Origin of the sequence: Lysobacter sp., assembly GCF_035655815.1 — a bacterium.
Taxonomy (GTDB): Bacteria; Pseudomonadota; Gammaproteobacteria; order Xanthomonadales; family Xanthomonadaceae; genus Lysobacter_J.
In genome coordinates this window covers 155,394-173,912 of record NZ_DASRTS010000027.1, presented here as the reverse complement: position 1 = coordinate 173,912, position 18,519 = coordinate 155,394, and the positions used below count along the sequence as shown (strand labels likewise).

The 18,519-nt window shown below is 68.1% G+C and carries 18 protein-coding genes; 12 read left to right on the top strand and 6 right to left on the bottom strand.

The features are described 5' to 3' along the window. Positions 1 to 37 precede the first annotated feature (37 nt). Positions 38 to 2,176: a methyl-accepting chemotaxis protein gene (locus VFE83_RS07265; RefSeq protein WP_324904558.1), complete on the top strand. Its 2,139-nt coding sequence runs from the start codon at positions 38 to 40 to the stop codon at positions 2,174 to 2,176. 98 nt (positions 2,177 to 2,274) lie between these two features. On the opposite strand, the gene VFE83_RS07260 is transcribed toward VFE83_RS07265, so the two are convergent. Continuing rightward, the gene (locus tag VFE83_RS07260; protein WP_324904556.1) at positions 2,275 to 2,532 is read right to left on the bottom strand and encodes a DUF2249 domain-containing protein; all 258 of its coding nucleotides are present in this window, start codon (positions 2,530 to 2,532) and stop codon (positions 2,275 to 2,277) included. Between the two features lie 95 nt (positions 2,533 to 2,627). Then, complete coding sequence (locus VFE83_RS07255; RefSeq protein ID WP_324904554.1) at positions 2,628 to 3,068, bottom strand: hypothetical protein; 441 nt, start codon at positions 3,066 to 3,068, stop codon at positions 2,628 to 2,630. Positions 3,069 to 3,325: 257 nt separating this feature from the next. On the opposite strand from VFE83_RS07255, the gene hemN reads away from it, so the two are divergent. The 11 genes from hemN to VFE83_RS07200 all read left to right on the top strand — a co-directional run bounded on the left by hemN (position 3,326) and on the right by VFE83_RS07200 (position 14,744). Beyond that, entirely contained in the window at positions 3,326 to 4,720 is a 1,395-nt protein-coding gene (hemN, locus tag VFE83_RS07250) for an oxygen-independent coproporphyrinogen III oxidase (RefSeq protein ID WP_324904552.1), read from the top strand. A 19-nt stretch (positions 4,721 to 4,739) separates the two neighbouring features. Further along, a complete protein-coding gene (locus VFE83_RS07245) occupies positions 4,740 to 5,495 on the top strand; it encodes a helix-turn-helix domain-containing protein (RefSeq protein WP_324904550.1) in 756 nt (251 codons plus the stop codon). Between the two features lie 168 nt (positions 5,496 to 5,663). Beyond that, the gene (locus tag VFE83_RS07240) at positions 5,664 to 7,937 is read left to right on the top strand and encodes a nitric-oxide reductase large subunit (RefSeq protein WP_324904548.1); all 2,274 of its coding nucleotides are present in this window, start codon (positions 5,664 to 5,666) and stop codon (positions 7,935 to 7,937) included. Between the two features lie 130 nt (positions 7,938 to 8,067). Further along, positions 8,068 to 9,297, top strand: coding sequence for an NnrS family protein (locus VFE83_RS07235; protein WP_324904546.1), 1,230 nt, complete (start codon positions 8,068 to 8,070; stop codon positions 9,295 to 9,297). A 9-nt stretch (positions 9,298 to 9,306) separates the two neighbouring features. Then, the gene (locus VFE83_RS07230) at positions 9,307 to 9,705 is read left to right on the top strand and encodes a SirB2 family protein (RefSeq protein ID WP_324904544.1); all 399 of its coding nucleotides are present in this window, start codon (positions 9,307 to 9,309) and stop codon (positions 9,703 to 9,705) included. A 9-nt stretch (positions 9,706 to 9,714) separates the two neighbouring features. Continuing rightward, entirely contained in the window at positions 9,715 to 9,858 is a 144-nt protein-coding gene (locus tag VFE83_RS07225; RefSeq protein ID WP_324904542.1) for a hypothetical protein, read from the top strand. After that, complete coding sequence (locus tag VFE83_RS07220) at positions 9,855 to 10,124, top strand: DUF2249 domain-containing protein (RefSeq protein ID WP_324904540.1); 270 nt, start codon at positions 9,855 to 9,857, stop codon at positions 10,122 to 10,124. Before VFE83_RS07225 ends, VFE83_RS07220 begins: the two co-directional genes overlap by 4 nt. Before the next feature lie 152 nt (positions 10,125 to 10,276). Continuing rightward, on the top strand, positions 10,277 to 11,368 hold the full coding sequence (locus tag VFE83_RS07215) for a hypothetical protein (protein ID WP_324904538.1): 1,092 nt from the start codon (positions 10,277 to 10,279) through the stop codon (positions 11,366 to 11,368). A 91-nt stretch (positions 11,369 to 11,459) separates the two neighbouring features. Then, on the top strand, positions 11,460 to 12,302 hold the full coding sequence (ubiT, locus tag VFE83_RS07210; RefSeq protein ID WP_324904536.1) for a ubiquinone anaerobic biosynthesis accessory factor UbiT: 843 nt from the start codon (positions 11,460 to 11,462) through the stop codon (positions 12,300 to 12,302). Between the two features lie 10 nt (positions 12,303 to 12,312). Next, complete coding sequence (gene nadA / locus VFE83_RS07205; RefSeq protein WP_324904534.1) at positions 12,313 to 13,332, top strand: quinolinate synthase NadA; 1,020 nt, start codon at positions 12,313 to 12,315, stop codon at positions 13,330 to 13,332. Continuing rightward, positions 13,332 to 14,744, top strand: coding sequence for an L-aspartate oxidase (locus tag VFE83_RS07200; protein ID WP_324904532.1), 1,413 nt, complete (start codon positions 13,332 to 13,334; stop codon positions 14,742 to 14,744). Before nadA ends, VFE83_RS07200 begins: the two co-directional genes overlap by 1 nt. A 16-nt stretch (positions 14,745 to 14,760) precedes the next feature. Here the strand turns inward: VFE83_RS07200 and VFE83_RS07195 are convergent, their stop codons facing one another. Genes VFE83_RS07195 through VFE83_RS07180 form a run of 4 tightly spaced genes read right to left on the bottom strand, consistent with a single transcriptional unit; the run spans position 14,761 to position 18,475 of the window. Beyond that, complete coding sequence (locus VFE83_RS07195) at positions 14,761 to 15,642, bottom strand: U32 family peptidase (RefSeq protein ID WP_324904530.1); 882 nt, start codon at positions 15,640 to 15,642, stop codon at positions 14,761 to 14,763. A gap of 1 nt (position 15,643) precedes the next feature. Beyond that, on the bottom strand, positions 15,644 to 16,642 hold the full coding sequence (gene ubiU / locus VFE83_RS07190) for a ubiquinone anaerobic biosynthesis protein UbiU (RefSeq protein WP_324904528.1): 999 nt from the start codon (positions 16,640 to 16,642) through the stop codon (positions 15,644 to 15,646). 36 nt (positions 16,643 to 16,678) lie between these two features. Then, the gene (locus VFE83_RS07185; protein ID WP_324904526.1) at positions 16,679 to 18,181 is read right to left on the bottom strand and encodes a UbiD family decarboxylase; all 1,503 of its coding nucleotides are present in this window, start codon (positions 18,179 to 18,181) and stop codon (positions 16,679 to 16,681) included. Positions 18,182 to 18,223: 42 nt separating this feature from the next. Continuing rightward, positions 18,224 to 18,475 carry a hypothetical protein gene (locus tag VFE83_RS07180; RefSeq protein ID WP_324904524.1) on the bottom strand — a complete coding sequence of 84 codons (252 nt, stop codon included), beginning with the start codon at positions 18,473 to 18,475 and terminating at the stop codon, positions 18,224 to 18,226. Positions 18,476 to 18,519: the final 44 nt, after the last annotated feature.

The following is an 18,519-nucleotide window of genomic DNA, read 5'->3' as shown; positions in this document are numbered from 1 at the left end:
CATGGCCATCGTCGAACCCTTCCCCAGCGGTCGATCCATGAACGGCTCCTTCCAGCTCTCCCGGTTCTTCGCCGACCTTTCCGTTCGCCGCAAGCTCATCGTCCTGACCGCCCTCGTTGCCGTCGGTATCGTCGCACTGGCAGTCGTGGCGGCACGCATCCAGTACCTGGACCTGTACGAGACGCGCAAGGCCGCGCTCAAGGCGCAGGTCGAACTGACCATGGGCGTGCTCGACCAGTACCACGCGCTGGAGACATCCGGCCGCCTGGATACCGCCGACGCGCAGAAGGCCGCGCTGAAGGCAGTCGAATCGATGCGCGCCAGCGGACATGCCGAGCCGTTCTACATCCACGACGCGGCCCCGGTGATGCTGATGCACCCGACCGATCCCGCATCCGTGGGCAGGAACGTCGGCGACGTGCGCAGCCCGGACGGCGTGGCCGTCTACCGCGAGAGCGTCGCGGCGGCGCGTGACGGCGACGGCTTCACCACTTACGACTGGCGCAAGGCGGCCGGTGAGCGTGCAGTGACGCGCGTGACGTACAGCCGGGCCTACTCACCGTGGGGCTGGGTGGTCGCCTCCGGCGTGTACATGGATGAGGTGCAGATGCAGGCGCTGGCCTTCACCTGGGTGATGACCGCCACCGGCGGCGCGCTGGTGCTGGTGGTGGCGCTGCTCAGCTGGGTCATCGGCAACGGCATCGTGCTGCCGCTGGGTCGCGCCACGGCCGTCGCCGAAGCCATCGCCGAAGGCTCGCTGGGCAACCGCGTCGACGCGCATTCGCACGACGAGCCCGGCCGTCTGCTGGCGAGCATGGGCCGAATGCAGACGCGATTGCAGGCGGTGCTCGACGCACAGGCCGAGATGGCCACGCGCCACGAAGAGGGCCAGCTGCGTTTCCGCATGGACGCCGAAGCGTTCCCCGGCGCGTTCGGCCGCATGGTTGCCGAGACCAACGCGCTGGTCGCGCAGCACATCGAGGACCAGATGCGCCTGGTCGACACCATGCGCCACTACGCGGTGGGTGACCTGTCGGTGGACATGGCGCGCCTTCCGGGCGAAAAGGCGATGCTGACGCAGGCCATGGACACCACCAAGGCCAACCTGCAGGCTATCAACGGCGAGATCAAGCGCCTGGCCCGTGCCGCTGCCGCCGGCGACTTCACTCAGCGCGGCGATGCGACGCGCTTCCAGCACGACTTCCGCACGATGGTCGAAGGCCTCAACGACATGATGCAGGTGAGCGACGCCAACCTGGCGGCGCTCTCGCGGCTGCTGCAGGCGGTGGCCGACGGCGACCTCACCGCGCGCCTCACCGGCCAGTTCGACGGTGTGTTCGCGCGCATGCGCGACGATGCCAACGCCACCGTCGATCGCCTCACCCAGATCGTCTCCGGCATCCAGCAGGCCTCGCGCGCCATCGACGGCGCAGCCGGACGCATCGCCACCGGCAATGCCGACCTGTCCAGCCGCACCGAGCAGCAGGCCGCCAGCCTGGAGGAAACCGCGGCCTCGCTGGAGGAGCTCACCTCGACCGTGCGGCATAACGCCGACTCGGCCGGCCGTGCGACGGACCTGGCCTCGGGCGCGGCCACCGTGGCCACGAAAGGTGGGGAGGTGGTCGATCGCGTCGTCGAGAAGATGCGCGCCATCGAAACCTCCTCGCAGCGCATCGCCGAGATCACCGGCGTGATCGACGGCATCGCGTTCCAGACCAATATTCTTGCGCTCAACGCCGCGGTCGAGGCCGCCCGTGCCGGCGAGCAGGGCCGCGGCTTCGCGGTCGTGGCCGCCGAAGTGCGCGCCCTGTCGCAACGCTCGGCCACTGCCGCCAAAGAGATCAAGGGCATCGTCGACGCGTCCATGCAGGCCGTGGCCGAAGGATCGTCGCTGGTCAACCAGGCGGGCAGCACCATGGCGGACGTCGTCGCCTCGGTGAAGCGCGTGAGCGAACTGATCGCCGAGATCTCCGCGGCTTCGCGCGAGCAGTCGTCCGGCATCGAGCAGGTCAGCCAGGCGGTGACCCAGATGGACGAGACCACCCAGCAGAACACCGCGCTGGTGGAAGAGGCGACTGGCGCCGCGCAGGCGCTGGAACAGCAGGCGCGTGCCCTGGTGGATTCGGTGCTGATGTTCCGCATCGCACACCAGCACGGTGCCGCGAAGGCGGCCTGAACCGCACATGGCTTGACCGGCCAATGGCCGGTCGGAAACGCAAGGTTCTTCGAGTGCCTCGGCCGCCCCATGCTCCCTGGCGGCCGTACGAATCCCGCTCAGCCCACGGCACGCCGTGCTTCTGCGGCGTCGGTCACGGTGAAGTCGATGATCACCACGCCCTGTTCGCGCTGCTTGTACTCGACGATCACGCCATTCGCATAGCGCTGCTCGATCTGCCGCAGCAGCGGAATCGGGTCATGGTCGTTGAAAAAGCGCATCGTCTCGCCCGGGACCAGCGCGTCCAGCGCGCCGAAGATCGCCGCATGACGGAAACGCTTGCCGATGCCGCGCGCATCGAAGGGATACATGCTCATAGCCGCCTCTGCACAGTTGGGGTGCGCTATTGCGGCATTTCCCCCGGCCGGCGGACCTTGACCCAGGTCAAGCCGGCGCGTTCACGGCAGCGGTGTCACCAGGTGACGTGGAAGAGCGCCTTGGCCACCATCACGATGGCCACGACGTGGGCGAACACGCTCAGGTGCAGGCGGCGCGACGTCGGGCCGTTGAGGCGTCCCAGCCGGCGCATCCGCATCGCTAACAGGAAGTGCCCGAACACGCTGGTCGCCAGCACGATCTTGATCAGCAGCAGCGTGCCGAACGCACTGTCCAGCGGACGGGCCAGCAGCGCGCGGTAGTGCCAGGCCAGGGCGATGCCCGCGCCATACAGCAGCAACAGGACCCCGGGCATCAGCCGCCGCACGCGATGGCCGACGGCACGCTCGACCTCGAGCATCGCGCGGCGCGGCACCTTCGACTGGATCGGGTGCAATACCAGCACCTCGAAGAACACCGTGCCGATGAACACGAACGCGCACAGCAGGTGGATCGTCAGGACCAGGTAGTAGGGCATCGCGGGTATCCTCATCGCGCCGCGGAGCCCGTGCGCCGGGAGGGAAACGCGACGGGCGCCGCGCACGCGACGACGACAGCATCGTCGCCAGCACGAAGACCCCGCATGATCCAGGTCAAGCAGATGGCACCGGCCCTCGTCGCACCGGCAAGGTGAACGCGCACCGCGGCGGCTCTCCTCATCGCACCCGCACGCGGTGCCGCTGCCCTTGACCAAGGTCAAGGCGACGAAGGCTTACGTGGGTAGGCTGCGGCGCCATGGCCAATTCGACCATCCTGTTCGATCCGGAACTGCTGAGCCGCTACGACCGGCCCGGCCCGCGCTACACGTCCTATCCGACCGCCCCCCAGTTCCGCCCCGATTTCGGCGAGACGCAGCTGGGCGAGGCCGCCGCGCTCACCAACGGCGACCCGATCCCGCGGCCGCTGTCGATGTACGTGCACGTGCCGTTCTGCACCAGCCCCTGCTTCTACTGCGGGTGCAATCGCATCATCACGCGCGACAAGGCGCGCGGCGAGGCGTACCTGACGCGGCTGTATCGCGAGATCGGCATGCTGTCGAAGCTGTTCGACCGCGATCGCGACGTCGTCCAGCTCCACCTGGGCGGCGGTACGCCGAATTTCCTGGCGGCCGAGCAGATCGCGGAGGTGGTCGACGTGATCCGCCGCCACTTCGCCTTCGCCGACCGTTCGCGCCGCGAATGCTCGATCGAGCTCGACCCGCGCTTCGTCACGCCCGACGACATCCGGGTGCTCGCCCGCGCCGGCTTCAACCGCGCCAGCCTGGGTGTGCAGGACTTCAATCCGGCCGTGCAGAAAGCGGTGAACCGGATCCAGAGCGTGGAGGAAACCCTGGCCATCATCGAAGCCTGCCGCGAGCGCGGCTTCCGCTCGGTCAACCTGGACCTGATCTACGGCCTGCCGCTGCAGACGCTGGAGGGGTTCGACCGCACGCTTGACACGGTGCTGCAGGTCCGGCCCGACCGCCTGGCGGTCTACAGCTACGCGCATCTGCCCAACCTGTTCCGTCCGCAGCAGCAGATTCGCGCAGAGGACCTACCCTCGCCGGAAGTGAAGCTCAGCCTGTTGCAGCACGCGATCGAGCGCCTGGGCCATGCCGGGTACGTGTACATCGGCATGGACCACTTCGCGCTGCCCGAGGACGACCTGGCGTTGGCGAAGGCGAGTGGCGATCTGCATCGCAATTTCATGGGTTACACCACCTGTGCCGACAGTGACCTGATCGGCGTCGGCGTGAGCGCCATCAGCCATATCGGTGCGAGTTTCAGTCAGAACCCGCGCGACCTGCCCAGCTGGGAACGCGCCATCGACGAGGGACGCCTGCCGGTCTGGCGCGGCATGCACCTGGACAACGACGACGTGATCCGTGCGGACGTGATCCAGCAGTTGATGTGCCTTGGCGAGATCGACATTCCGCAGACCGAACGGCGCCATGTGTTGGACTTTGCCGAATATTTCGCCCACTCTTTGCAGCAATTGAGACTGCTGGAAGGGGACGGGCTGGTGGAACTGTCTTCGAGCGTGATCCAGGCCACGCCACGCGGCCGGCTCCTGCTACGGGTCCTGGCGGCGTGCTTCGACCGCTACCTGGCTCCGCAGGCGGAGCCGACGCAGTTCTCGCGGACCGTGTGACGCCGGCGACAGGTCACGCATGAGCTCCGGAATCGTTTTTCCGCGCACCGACTCCTCGATCCTCGCCGACGATGGCGATTCGCTGACGTTCTGTTCGACCTGCGCGTTCTCGCAGGCCTGCCTGTCCGAAGGCATGGACAAGAGCGCGCTGATGGACCTGCACGTGCTGGTGGAACACGTCGGGCCGCTGCATGCGGGCGAGCACGTGTTCCGCGAAGGCGATCCGTTCGGGGCGATCGCCGCGGTGCGCGCCGGCACCGTCAAGACCTACATGCTGGATGCGGACGGGCGCGAACAGGTGCTCGGCTTCCACCTGCCCGGCGAGGTCATCGGCCTCAACGCGATCCATGACGACCGGTATCCCTGCAATGCGGTGGCGCTGGACACGGTGATGCTGTGCCGGTTCTCGTTTCCGCGCATCGCGCTGCTGGCGTCGAAGCTGCCGAACCTGCAGCGCCATCTGTTCCGGCTGATGAGCAAGGACATCGGCGTGGCTTCGCTGTTCGCCGGCGACCACTCCGCCGACGAACGCATGGCGGCGTTTCTGATCGGATTCTCGCGCCGGCTGGCGCAACGCGGTTTTTCACCGCGACGGTTCCAGCTCACGATGTCGCGCACCGACATCGCCAACTACCTGCGCCAGGCCCCGGAAACGGTGAGCCGCGTACTGCGCCGTTTCGAGCGCGACGGACTGGTGTCCATCAAGCAACGCGATGTCGAGATCCTCGACATGCAGCGCCTTGAAGCCCTCGCGCTGACCGTACTGCGCCACTGAACGTGCCGCGTGCCCAGCACGCGCATTACATCTTGATGCCGACGCCCATCTCGCGCCCCGTGCCTGCACGGGAAGGCGAGGGCGCGCATGTAGATCGACTTGACCTGTGTCATGGAGCACGCACATGCGCCGGGCGGACCATGCCGGCGTTTTCCACGGAGTGCTGACATGAATTCGACCCGCAAGTTATGGGTAGGGCTGGCGACCCTGCTCATCGCTTCGTTCGCCGTCCTGCTATGGGTCGGCAGCGAAATCCATCGCCAATCTCCACCCATGCCCGAGCAGGTGGTGGATTCGAACGGCGAGGTGATCTTCACGCGCAAGGACATCGAGACCGGCCGCCAGGTATGGCAGTCCATCGGCGGCCAGCAACTGGGCTCGATCTGGGGCCACGGCGGCTACGTCGCACCGGACTGGAGTGCCGACTGGCTGCACCGCGAAGCCGAAGCCATCATGGACTTGTGGGCCCGCAAGGAGGCGGGGGGCGAGGGCTACAGGCAGCTCGATGCCGCCACGCAGGCCGCCTACCGCTCGCGCATCCAGCAGCTGATGCGGCCGAACACGTATGACGAGCAGACCGCGACGATCCGCCTCGACGCGGACCGGGTGGCCGCCATGGCCATCGTCGCCGAGCACTACAAGAACCTGTTCGGCAACGATCCGGCAACGGCGGACCTGCGCGAGGCCTACGCCATGCGCAACGACACCGTGCCGGACGCGGAACACCGTCGCCAGCTGACGGCGTTCTACTGGTGGACGGCATGGGCCGCGGTCACGCAGCGGCCGGGCTCGGACATCACCTACACCGCGAACTGGCCGGCCGACGATCTGGTCGGCAACAAGCCGACCACCGCGGCGTTCACGTGGACCGTGTTCAGCGTGCTGTTCCTGATCGCAGGCATCGGCCTGCTGGGCTGGCACTACGCCGTCAACCACGGCGACGAGATGGCGCCGACGCTGCCCAAGGCCGACCCGCTGGCGTCGATCAAGGTCACCCCGTCGATGAAGGCCACCGCCAAGTACTTCTGGGTGGTCATCGCGCTGTTCCTGACGCAGATCCTGCTGGGCGCCATCACCGCGCACTACCAGGTGGAAGGGCAGGAGGCCTACGGCTTCGCGCTGTCCGAAGTGCTGCCTTACTCGCTGACGCGCACCTGGCATACGCAACTGGCGGTGCTGTGGATCGCGACCGCCTGGCTGGGCATGGGCCTGTACATCGGACCGGCGATTTCCGGGCATGAGCCGAAGTTCCAGCGTCTGGGCGTGAACCTGCTCTGGGTCTGCCTGCTGATCATCGTGGTGGGCGCCTTCGCGGGCCAGTGGTTCGCGGTGATGCAGAAGCTCGGCCTGAAGCACAACTTCTGGTTCGGTCATCAAGGCTGGGAATACGTCGACCTGGGCCGCTTCTGGCAGTGGTTCCTGTTCATCGGCCTGGGCCTGTGGCTGACGCTGGTCGGTCGCTCGCTGTGGCCTGCGATCCGCAACGGCGGCGAGTCCCGCTCGATCGTGGTGCTGCTGTTCCTGTCCACCGTCGCGATCGGCGTGTTCTACGCGGCCGGCCTGATGTGGGGCGAGCACACCTCGCTGTCGATGGTCGAGTACTGGCGCTGGTGGGTGGTCCACCTGTGGGTGGAAGGCTTCTTCGAAGTCTTCGCCGTGGCGGTGATGTCGTTCCTCTTCACTCGCCTGGGCCTGCTGCAGACCCGCACGGCCACCATCGCGGTGCTGTTCGCCACCATCGTGTTCATGGCCGGCGGCGTGCTGGGCACGCTGCACCACCTGTACTTCACCGGCACGCCCACCGCGGTCATCGCACTGGGCGCGAGCTTCTCGGCGCTGGAAGTGGTGCCGCTGGCCTATGTCGGGTTCGAGGCCTACCACAGCTACAAGATGGGCAAGGCCACGCCATGGATGCAGCGTTACCGCTGGCCGATCATGTTCTTCATCGCGGTGGCGTTCTGGAACCTCGTCGGCGCCGGCCTGTTCGGCTTCCTGATCAACCCGCCGCTGTCGCTGTACTACATGCAGGGCCTGAACCTGACCGCGACCCACGGCCACACCGCGCTGTTCGGCGTGTACGGGATGCTCGGCATCGGCCTGATGCTGTTCTGCCTGCGCGGCCTCAAGCCGGACGTGGAATGGAACGAGAAGCTGCTGCGCACCAGCTTCTGGGCCTTCAACATCGGCCTGGCCGGCATGGCCGCGTTCACCCTGCTGCCCCTGGGCATCCTGCAGCTGATCGCCACGCTGGAGCACGGCTACTGGTACGCGCGTTCGGCCGAGTTCATGCAGCAGCCGATCGTCGACATGCTGGTGTGGATGCGTGTGCCGGCCGACACGATCTTCAGCGTCGGTGCGCTTTCGCTGGCCTGGTTCGTGTTCCGCCTGTGGGTGGCTCCGCGCCGCGCGGGCGTGAAGGACGCATTGCCGGCCAAGGCCTGACGGCTGCGCTGTAAAGCGATATGCAAACGGATCGCCCGGTCTCCATGGCCGGGCGATTTCCGTTTGGGCGGCCTGGACATGCCTGACCTATGTCAAGGCATCCGCAACCGCGGGTCGCGACACTGCGCGCATGCTGCAAACCACCTTCGAATCCGGCATTTCCCCGCGCAATCTCGTGCAGGCACCGCATCGGCTCATGTTCTTCATCGGTGCGGGCAACGTCCTGCTGGCGATGCTGTGGTGGGCGCTGTGTTTGTTCTCCACGCGCTGGCCGGGCCTGGTTGCGATGTCGCCGCCGCCGGTGCCCGCAGGCTGGCTGCATGCCTTCGTGATGCAGTACCTGGTGCTGCCCAGCTTCATCTTCGGCTTCCTGCTGACGGTGTTCCCGCGCTGGATGGGGCTGCCTTCGCTGACTCGCTGGCACTACCTGCCGGTCGGCGCGGGCCTGATGGGCGGCCAGCTGGCGATCCTGATCGGCGCGTGCGGCTGGGAGGCGGGGTTCTTCGTCGGTCTCCTGATGGCCGTGGCCGGCTGGACCGCGGGTGTCGTGATCCTGGGCCGGCAACAGCTGGACGAGCAGGGCGCGACCTGGCACGCGCGCTCGTGCTTCGCGGCCCTGGTGCTGGGCTGGATCGGGCTGGTCTCGTTCCTGGTGTTCGTGCTGGGCGGCTCGCCGTTCTGGGTGATGGCCAGCATCAAGCTGGGCACCGTCGGCCTGTTGCTGCCGATCTACGTGACCGTTGCGCACCGCATGTTCCCGTTCTTCGCCGCCAACGTCGTGCCGGGGTACCGCTCCTGGCGCCCGATGGGCTGGCTGGGCCTGGTCTGGGTCCTGCTGGTGGCGCACCTGGTACTGGAGCTGTTCCACGCCTACGCATGGCTTTGGCTGGTCGACCTGCCATTGCTGGTGGCCACGATGGTGGCGCTGTGGCACTGGTGGCCACGCGGACGCATGCCGGGGCTGCTCGCGGTGCTCTTCATCGGCATGGCGTGGCTGCCGGTGACGTTCGCGCTGTACTGCACGCAAAGCGTGATCTATGCGCTGACCGGTGCCTTCGAACTGGGCCGCGCGCCGGCGCACGCGTTGTTCATCGGCTTCTTCGGCAGCCTGCTGGTGGCGATGGTCACGCGCGTGACGCAAGGGCATTCGGGGCGGGCGCTGGTGATGCCGCCGGTGGCCTGGTTCGCCTTCGTCGCCGTGCAGTTCGTCGCGGCGATGCGCGTTGCCGCCGAACTGCTGCCCGATGCATATGCATGGCATGCCACCGCCGCCATCGGCTGGCTGGTGGCCTTCGTGCCGTGGGTGATGCGCCTGGGCCGCATCTACCTGACGCCGCGTGTCGACGGCAAACCTGGATGAGTCTTCGCGATGATCGAGTTCTACCCGCAGATCAAGCTGGTGCACGTGATGGCGATCCTGTGCAGCGGCGCGTTGTTCCTGCTCCGTGGCGGTTCCGCGCTGGCCGGCCTGCGCTGGCAGATGGCCGCGCCGGTGCGCTACCTCAGCTACACCATCGACACGGTGCTGCTGACGGCCGCGATGATGCTGCTGACGATCCTGCCGGGCGCGTTGTTCGCCAACGGCTGGCTGCTGGTCAAGGTGGTGCTGGTGGTGACGTACGTGGTACTGGGCGTGCTGGCGATGCGTTCGGTCAACAAGCGCGTGCGCATCGCGACGTTCGTGCTGGCATTGCTCACGTATGGGCAGATCTACTGGATTGCGCGTGCGCACCATCCGCTGGGCGCGTTCCATCTCTGGCTTGGTTAGGTATCCGCGATGAACGATGCATTCGAGTATCCCGATTCGGCATCGGCTGCCTTTGGCCTCGTAGTGGAATCACTGGATGCGGCAGGGCTTTCGTCCGATACGCACGCTGGTGCCGATGTTCCCGCCGACGACACGGAACCGGTCGACGAATGAGCCGGTCGCCCGTCGCCGTTCTGGACCTGCGCCATCTGTCGCCGCCGGAACCGATGGAGCGGATCCTCGCGGCGCTGGAGTCGCTGCCGGCCGGCGAGGGCCTTGTCGCCATCACGCCGCTGTATCCGGCGCCGCTGCTCACAATCCTGTCCGCCGACGGATTCGCATACCGGGCGAATGCCGTCGAGGCCGGACACCGGCTGCTGATCGTGCGACTTGAATCGGCCGAGTTGCTCGCGGATGACTGGGACGGTGACGACGTGTGAGCGGGCTGGCGATTTCCGAAGCGCCACCTTCGAGCATCCCGATCCGATTCCTCGTCAGCGCGTTGCTGTGGGGAGTGTTCGCAGGCGCGTGGATGATGCTGCAGGGTGGAGAGGTGTGGATTTCGCGCTGGACGCCGGTCACGGTGGCTCTGGTGCACATCGTCGTGCTGGGCGTACTGGGCAACGCGATGCTGGGCGCGCTGACTCAGTTCCTGCCGGTGGCGGCGGGGAGCCCGTTCCCTTCGCGCGTTGCCGCACTCGCGCACGTGCTGCTCAACGCCGGCGTGATCGTGTTCGTTCCGGCGATGACGTGGCTGTCGCGGCCTGCGATGTGCGTCGCCGGGGCCCTGCTGGTCGCGTCGCTGGTGATCTTCGCCTTGTCCGTGCTCGTTGCGGTAGTTCGCGGCAGAGGGCCACGCTGGTTGCGAGGCGGGATCGGCGTGTCGCTCGGTGCGCTGGTGATGACGGCTTCGCTGGGGGCGGTGGCGCTGCTGACGCTGGCCGGGCTGGTCTCGGCGCGGCTCGACTGGCTGGTGGACGTGCATGCCGCAGGTGGCCTGGTGGGCTGGGTGCTGATGCTCATCGTCGTGGTGGGCGCCGTGACGATGCCGATGCTGCAGGGCTCGCGCGCACCGGCACCGGGCGCGGTGCAGACGTGGGTTGCGCTGGTGCTGATGGGGCTGCTCGTCGGCGCCTGGCGGCGCTCGGAAGAATCGAACGATGTGCTTGTCTGGACGTCCGCGCTCGCGTCGTGGCTGTTCGCCGGCGCGTCAACCTGGCTGCAATGGCGCGCGCGGCATCGCCGCAACCCGGTGCTGGTCGCGTTCTGGACGGTCGGCACGATCGCGCTCGCCCTTGCCGCGACCGTGCTGGTGGCGCCGGCGCTGCCGAGATTCGATCGCGCCATGCTGGTGGGCACCTTGTCGATTGGGATCGGCCTGCTGCTGATCGTCGTGGGGATGATGCTGGAGATATTCAGCTTCCTCGCATGGATCTGGCTGCGCCGCATGGTGCCACGTGGACGGCAGATTCCCGGAGTCGGTCGGCTGCTGCCCGACGGCGACAAACGCTTCGTGCTGGCCGCCCACCTGATCGCCGCGGTCGCGCTGCTGGCGGCGCTCCTCGCGCAGCGTGGGCATGCGGAGGCGGGCGGTCTGTGGTCGTTGGCCTGGCTCGGCACACTTGTCGTATTGCTGCGCTGCTGGGGCCGCGCCAACGCGGAGCTCCCGCGAACGGAAACGTGAGGCCAAGCGCGGTGGGCTTGACCTGCGTCAATGGCGGGAAAAAAGCGCGCACCTAGCATCTGGCCCCTTTCCACGACAAGGGGAGCGCCACGTGTCCCGGAACACTTCGACGCCGCACCTAGCGCGCATGGCACTGGCCGGGGCGAGGCTCGGCATCGACCGCGTGGACGACGCGATGATCGCGTTGCTGGCCGCCCGGCGCGGCCTGGTCGCGGCGCTCGGTCCTCTGAAGCGCGTGGTCCACCTGCCGCTGCGCGACCAGCAGCGGGAGGAGCAGGTGCACGAGCGTGCGCGGCGGCTGGCCGGCCGCCTGCGCGTGCCAGTGGCGTCCGCGGACAACCTGATCGGTGCGCTCATCAGCGACGCCTGCGTGCAGCAGGCCGCCGCGCCATCGGCATCCGGCCCTGCACGAGCGCGGTTGGGCCACGAGCGTGGCGACCGCGGACGCCCTTCATTGCTGAAGCTGCTGCCGCCGCCCCGGTACTGGCGCAAGCCGCTGGCGCTGCTGCCGTCCGCGGTGTTCGACATGGCCGCCGAACGCATCCTGTCGAAGGCGCTCGGCGACTCGCTGCGCCCCGACTGGCTGGCGCCGATCGAGCAGCGCCGGCTCGGCATCGAGATCACCGATCTCGGGCTGACCTGCGTGCTCGAACTGCGGGATGGGCGGCTGTGCCGCGTGCACGGGCCCGCCGAAGCCGTCGTGCGTGGCACCGCCACCGACCTGCTGCTGCTGACCAGCCGCCTGGAGGACGCGGACACACTGTTCTTCCAGCGCCGATTGATGCTCACCGGCGACGTCGAGCTGGGCCTCACGGTTCGCAACCTGCTCGATCGCCTGCCATGGGAAACCCTGCGGCTGGGCGTGCGGATCGTCCTGCATCGCGGCGCCCGCGCCCTGCGTGCCGCACGCACCGCCCACCACGCCACGGCCTGAGAGCGCCACGATGACCGAATCCTTCCATCCCCCTTCGTGGAGCCCCGACCTCGAGAGTCGCTACGCCGAACTCGGCGAACGGCTGGCACCGCTGGTGCCCTGCCTGGAGTGGCCGCTGCACCTGCCGTGGATCGACGCGATCCAGCAGCTCAAGCGCGAACGCGGCGCCGTGATCATGGCGCACAGCTACCAGTCGCCGGAGATCTTCCACGGCGTCGCCGACGTGACCGGCGACTCGCTGGCACTGGCGCAGGCCGCCGCGACGTGCGACGCGGAGCTGATCGTCCTGTGCGGCGTGCACTTCATGGCGGAGACGGCGAAGATCCTGGCGCCGGATCGCACGGTGCTGATTCCCGACCCCGAAGCCGGCTGCTCGCTGGCTTCCTCCATCACCGCCGACGACGTGCGGGCGCTGCGCCGACAGCATCCTGGCGCGCCGGTGGTGAGCTACGTCAACACCACCGCCGAGGTGAAGGCCGAGTCGGATGCGTGCTGCACCTCGGCCAACGCGGTGCAGGTGGTGGAGGCGATGGAGGCGGAGAAGGTGATCTTCCTGCCGGACCGGTTTCTGGGCGCCCATGTCGCGGCGCAGACGGATGTGGAGCTGGTGCTGTGGGACGGACGCTGCGAGGTGCACGAGCAGTTCACCGTGCAGCAGGCGCGGCACGCGCGCGAACGATTCGACGCCCTGCTGGTGGCGCATCCGGAATGCCCGCCGGACGTGCAGGCCGAAGCGGACTTCGTCGGTTCGACCTCGGCGATGGGCCGCTGGCTGCAGCAGCGTCGTCCCGACCGCGTGGCGCTGATCACCGAATGCTCGATGGCCGACAACCTGCGTTCGCAGTTCCCGGACATCGAGTTCATCAAGCCCTGCAACCTGTGTCCGCACATGAAGCGGATCACGTTGCCGAACATCCATGCGTGCCTGCGCGATCTCGGCCACGAGGTGCACGTGCCGCCGGATGTGGCGTGGCGCGCACGTTCGGCGCTTGAACGCATGCTGCAGGTCGGCCGCCAGGAGCGGGTGTGATGCGTGGCGACGCGCCGATCGTCGTGATCGGCGCCGGCATCGCAGGACTGAGCGTGGCGCTGGCGGCGGCGCCGCGTCGCGTCGTACTGATGGATCCAGGCGGCCTCAACAGTTCCCGCCTGGCCCAGGGCGGCATCGCGGCGGCCGTCGGGCCGGACGACAGCGTGCTGGCGCACGTGGACGACACGCTGGCGGCGGGCGCCTTCCACAACGACGCAGCGATGGTATGGGAGGTGCTGGCCGCGGCGCCGGAGGCGATTGGTTGGCTTCAGGCGATGGGAGTGGCGTTCGATCGCGATGCGCACGGCCTGCTGCTCGGCCGCGAGGGCGGACATCGCGCGTCGCGCATCGTGCACGCCGGCGGCGATTGCAGCGGCGAGCGTATGTGGATGGCCCTGCAGGAACGCGTGCGCATGCTCGGGACGGTCGACTGGCGCACGTGCGAAGCCGAGGCGTTGCTCCTGCGCGGACAGGCGGTCGCCGGGGTCGCGACGCGCGATTTCCATGGCCGCGAAAACACGGTGGAAGCGGCGGCGGTGGTCATCGCGACCGGTGGGCTTGGCGCGCTGTTCGCGCGCACCACCAATGCCGACGGCGCCACCGGTTCGGGACTCGCGCTGGCCATGGCGGCGGGTGCGCGGACGCGCGATCTGGAGTTCGTGCAGTTCCACCCCACGGCGCTGAACGGCGGCCAGTCGCGGTTGCCGCTGATCACCGAGGCATTGCGCGGCGCGGGCGCGCGCCTGCTTGATGCATCGGGCGAGCCACTGATGCGTGGCCTCCATCCGCTCGGCGACCTGGCGCCGCGTGATGTGGTGGCTCGCCGGGTATGGCGTGCATGGCAGGGCGGTGGCGCGTTCCTCGATGCCACTGCACTTCCCGCTCGCTGGCAGGCGCGATTTCCGACGGTGGCGACGATCTGCCGCGCAGGTGGGATCGACCCTTCGCGCGAACCGATCCCGGTCACCGCCGCCGCACATTTCCACATGGGTGGCGTGGCCGTCGATGCGATCGGCAGGACGTCAGTGCCCGGTCTGTACGCGGTCGGCGAGGCGGCCTGCAATGGCCTGCATGGTGCGAACCGGCTGGCCAGCAACTCGCTGCTGGAAGGCGTGGTCTGCGGACGGCGGCTGGGCGCCCAACTGCGCCATCACGCGGCGCGTGCGGCGGCAGGCAGGTTCCGCCAGATCGCGCGTGGCGCCGGGCTCGATTCGCAGTCTCTGGCGGAATTGCGGCAGCAGATGTGGGCTGCGGCAGGACCTGTGCGCATCCGCCACGGAATGGAGTCGACGGCCGCTCTGTTGGCGGAGATGGCGGGTGCGGGTTGGCAGGCGCGCGTCGCACATGCGGTGGTCGCCGCGGCGCTGCGTCGTGAAGACAGCCTCGGCGCACATTGGCGCGCCGAGAGTTGATTGATCAAGCCTGACCTCAGGCGCCGCAAGCCTGTCCGCTCATGCCGGGTTCGCCGTGCCAGTAGCCATTGCGCTGGCCCAGCGACGGTATCGGAGTGGAGGATGCCAAGGCCTGGCTGAAGTGCTTGATCACCTGCTGCATCCCTTCGGCCTGGGGATACAGGCGCAGCAGGTCGACAGCGAGTTCGCGTGCCGTCTCCAGTTCACCGGAAAGATCGGTGACCTCGTCGCCCTGTACCTGGATGCCGTTGATGCGGAGGAACGGTCGTCCTTCGCGCGTGGTCAGCGGCAGTCCATCCGGGTAGTCGATGCAGCGGAATTCGCACTGGTCCTTGCTGATGTCCAGGGCCCGTGCCGTGAAGCAGCGGGCCGAGTACGACAGCGGCAGCCGGCCCCACGCGATGACCTCGAGCTCGGGTCGGCCCTGGCCGAGACCCTCGAGCGCGGTCAGCAATTCGCCGATCAGTGCATGGCCCTGCTCGACGCCGGGCACCCAGCGGCGCAGGCCGTCCTCGATCAGCATCGCCAGTGCCTCGTGGTTGTAGACGTTGAGGCTGGGGCCCGCGACGAACGGCACCTGCCGCTCGCGGCACAACTGCACCGCCGACAGATCGTTGGCCTCGATCCAGAAGCCGCCGTGCTCGACCAGCCGGCGCAGCGTGCCGAGTTCGGATTCGGCCTCGATCAACGCCAGCGAGGAGAGCACGACGCGCTTGCCCTGGGCGGCGATTTCTTCCGCGAGCGCGACCCAGTCGCGGGTGCGTAATTCGCGGCGTTTGCTGCATACGGTCTCGCCCAGGTAGACCGTATGGAGCGGCCAGTGTGCTGCCTCGCGATAGAACGCCAGCGTCTGCTCGCGCGGCCAGAAATACTGCAGGGGTCCCAGACTCAGTTGCATGTCAGTGCCAGGCGCGGTGATAGGGGCCGAGCGTGGTCTGGTGACCTTCGGCGTGGGCGGAAAGTGCGGACTGCCATGTCGCCTGCGCCGTCCAGGCATCGGGCGCCTGACGGTAGCGATCCAGCGCGGCGCGCCAGGTGCGCGTGACCGCATCGACGTAGGCGGCGCCGCGCTGCCGGCCCTCGATCTTCAGCGCCGCGACACCCGCCTGCGCCAAGCGCGGCAGCAATTCGAGCGTGTTGAGGCTGGTCGGCTCCTCCAGCGCGTGGAAGATCTCGCCACCGACGCCGTAGCGGCCCTTGCACACGGTGGGATAGGCCGCCGGCTCCTGCGGTTCGAACCGGTCGATCAGCACCTGGTTCAGCCGCACGCTGCGCTGGCCGTCGGCGTGCTCGTCCCAGCGCACGAAACGGGCCGGCGAACAGACGCCGTGCCGGTTGGGCGAAGCGCCGGTGACGTAGCTGGAAAGCTGGCAGCGACCTTCCACCATGATGCACAGGCTGCCGAAGGCGAATACTTCAAGCGGCACCGGAGACGCCTGGCAGAGGCGTTCCACCTGCTGCACCGACAGCACGCGTGGCAGGATCGCGCGGGCGATGCCGAAGCGTTCGTAGGCATAGCGAAGTGCCGGCTCCGTCGTGGCCGAGCCCTGCACGGACAGATGCCGGGGCAGGGCGGGGTGTCGCCTGCGCGCGTAGTCGAGTACGGCCATCTCCGCCGCGATGATGGCGTTCACGCCAAGCTCGGCGGCGTGGTCCACCGCGAGTTGCCAGTGCGACAGCCGCGCACTGTCGGGGTAGGTGTTCAGCGCCAAGTAGACCTGCCGGCCTCGCGCATGCGCATAGGCGATTCCCTGGCGGATCTCGTCGTCATCGAAATTCAGGCCGGGGAACGCGCGCGCATTCGTCTGGTCTCGGAAGCCGAGGTAGACGGCATCCGCTCCAGCATTGATGGCGGTGCGCAACGCCGGCAGATTGCCGGCAGGACAGACCAGTTGCATGGGAACTCCGGGACGTACGGGCGGGAGGGAGCGGGATCAGGGCGACGCCGCGTCCACACCCCCGTAGTCGCGCGATCGGCTGATCTGCTCCCAGATCGCGTCGACACGGCGTTCCACGCGCGGATCGAGCGTGATCGGGCGTCCCCATTCGCGGTCGCTTTCCCCGGCCCACTTGCGCGTGGCATCCAGTCCGAGCTTGGAACCCAGGCCCGACGTGGGGCTGGCGAAGTCGAGATAGTCGATCGGCGTGTTCTCGATCAGCACGCTGTCGCGGGCCGGATCGACGCGTGTCGAAATCGCCCAGATGACCTCCGCCCAGTCGCGCACGTTGATGTCCTCGTCGGTGACGATGACGAACTTGGTGTACGTGAACTGCCGCAGGTAAGACCACACGCCCAGCATCACGCGACGCGCGTGGCCGGCGTACTGCTTCTGGATGCTGACCACGGCCACGCGGTACGAGCAGGCTTCCGGCGGCAGGTAGAAGTCGACGATTTCCGGGAACACGCGCCGCAGGATCGGCACGAAGATCTCGTTGAGCGACATCGACAGCACCGACGGCTCGTCGAACGGCGCGCGACCCATGTAGCTGCCGTGGTAGATCGCATCGCGTCGCAGGCGCATGCGCTCCACGGTGAACACCGGGAAATGCGCCTGCGTGTTGTAGTAGCCCGTGTGGTCGCCGAACGGCCCTTCCAGCGCGGTGTCGTCGGGCTGGATGAACCCTTCCAGCACGATCTCGGCCCCGGCAGGCGCATCCAGGCCCGTCAGCTCGCTGTGCCACAGGCGCGAACGCGAACCGCGCAGCAGCCCGGCGAACTCGTACTCGGACAACGTGTCGGGCACCGGCGCCACCGCGGCGACCATCGTCGCCGGGTCCGCGCCGATCGCCACCACGACCGGGAATGGGCGGTCCGGGAACGACGCCTGCCAGCTCGCGTAGTCCTGCGCGCCGCCGCGGTGTGCGAGCCAGCGCATGATCACCCGGTTGCGCCCGATGGGCTGCTGCCGATAGATCGCCACGTTCTGTCGCCGCTGCCGCGTCCCACGCGTCACCACCAGGCCGAACGTGATCAGGCGGTCGACGTCCTCGGGCCAGCAACGCTGGATCGGCAGGCGCGCCAGGTCGACGTCGCCTCCTTCCAGCACTTCGTCGTTGAACGCCGCGTCGCTCGTCTGTCTGGGGGCGACGTGCGCCAGCTGCGCGAGTTCGGGCCAGGTGGCCAGAGCGTCGCGCAGGTTGCCCGGCCAGCGTGGTTCCCTGATGGCGGCAAGCAGTTCGCCCAGCTCACGCAGCGAGCCCACGGGGCGTTCGCCCATCGCCAGCTCGATCCGCGAGCGATGGCCGAACAGGTTGCCGAGCAACGCGTGCGAAGAACCGACCGGGTTGTGCATCAGCAGCGCGGGGCCTTCGGCCCGCAACGCGCGCACGCTCAGCGCGGTGCTCTCCAGTTCCGGATCGATCGGCGCATCGATCTCGAGCAACTGCCCACGCGCGGACAGGCGCGACAGGAACTCACGCAGGTCGTGGAAGCTCATCGGGAATGGGCCGGGCGAAGGACGGAACGCATCGCGGCGTGGTCAGCCGCAACCGCAGCCGCCGCAGCATCCGCCGATCTGTTCGTCATCGTCACGCGAGGCGCGGACGGGCGCGGCACCGACGCCCAGGCTTTCAAGGATCGTCAGTACTTCGCCTTCGTCCAGAACCGTGGACACGCTCAGCTGGCCGCCGTGTTCGATGCGGACCACCACCTCGGGATCGGCCTGGCGCAGGGCGTTGGTGAGCGTGCGTTCGCGTTCGTCGAGCAACTGCTGGTTCGGCACCGCAATCATCGTGGGTCATCCGGGATGAGAGGGCGCTCAGGCTAAGTGCGGCC

Coding starts and splice junctions, on each gene's coding strand:
- VFE83_RS07200 (WP_324904532.1), top strand. CDS start 13,332: ATGCGTGGCGACGCGCCGATCGTCGTGATCGGCGCCGGCATCGCAGGA.
- VFE83_RS07235 (WP_324904546.1), top strand. CDS start 8,068: ATGCTGCAAACCACCTTCGAATCCGGCATTTCCCCGCGCAATCTCGTG.
- VFE83_RS07265 (WP_324904558.1), top strand. CDS start 38: ATGAACGGCTCCTTCCAGCTCTCCCGGTTCTTCGCCGACCTTTCCGTT.
- VFE83_RS07260 (WP_324904556.1), bottom strand. CDS start 2,532: ATGAGCATGTATCCCTTCGATGCGCGCGGCATCGGCAAGCGTTTCCGT.
- VFE83_RS07195 (WP_324904530.1), bottom strand. CDS start 15,642: ATGCAACTGAGTCTGGGACCCCTGCAGTATTTCTGGCCGCGCGAGCAG.
- VFE83_RS07225 (WP_324904542.1), top strand. CDS start 9,715: ATGAACGATGCATTCGAGTATCCCGATTCGGCATCGGCTGCCTTTGGC.
- VFE83_RS07230 (WP_324904544.1), top strand. CDS start 9,307: ATGATCGAGTTCTACCCGCAGATCAAGCTGGTGCACGTGATGGCGATC.
- nadA (WP_324904534.1), top strand. CDS start 12,313: ATGACCGAATCCTTCCATCCCCCTTCGTGGAGCCCCGACCTCGAGAGT.
- VFE83_RS07240 (WP_324904548.1), top strand. CDS start 5,664: ATGAATTCGACCCGCAAGTTATGGGTAGGGCTGGCGACCCTGCTCATC.
- VFE83_RS07255 (WP_324904554.1), bottom strand. CDS start 3,068: ATGCCCTACTACCTGGTCCTGACGATCCACCTGCTGTGCGCGTTCGTG.
- ubiU (WP_324904528.1), bottom strand. CDS start 16,642: ATGCAACTGGTCTGTCCTGCCGGCAATCTGCCGGCGTTGCGCACCGCC.
- VFE83_RS07185 (WP_324904526.1), bottom strand. CDS start 18,181: ATGAGCTTCCACGACCTGCGTGAGTTCCTGTCGCGCCTGTCCGCGCGT.
- VFE83_RS07180 (WP_324904524.1), bottom strand. CDS start 18,475: ATGATTGCGGTGCCGAACCAGCAGTTGCTCGACGAACGCGAACGCACG.
- hemN (WP_324904552.1), top strand. CDS start 3,326: ATGGCCAATTCGACCATCCTGTTCGATCCGGAACTGCTGAGCCGCTAC.
- VFE83_RS07220 (WP_324904540.1), top strand. CDS start 9,855: ATGAGCCGGTCGCCCGTCGCCGTTCTGGACCTGCGCCATCTGTCGCCG.
- VFE83_RS07245 (WP_324904550.1), top strand. CDS start 4,740: ATGAGCTCCGGAATCGTTTTTCCGCGCACCGACTCCTCGATCCTCGCC.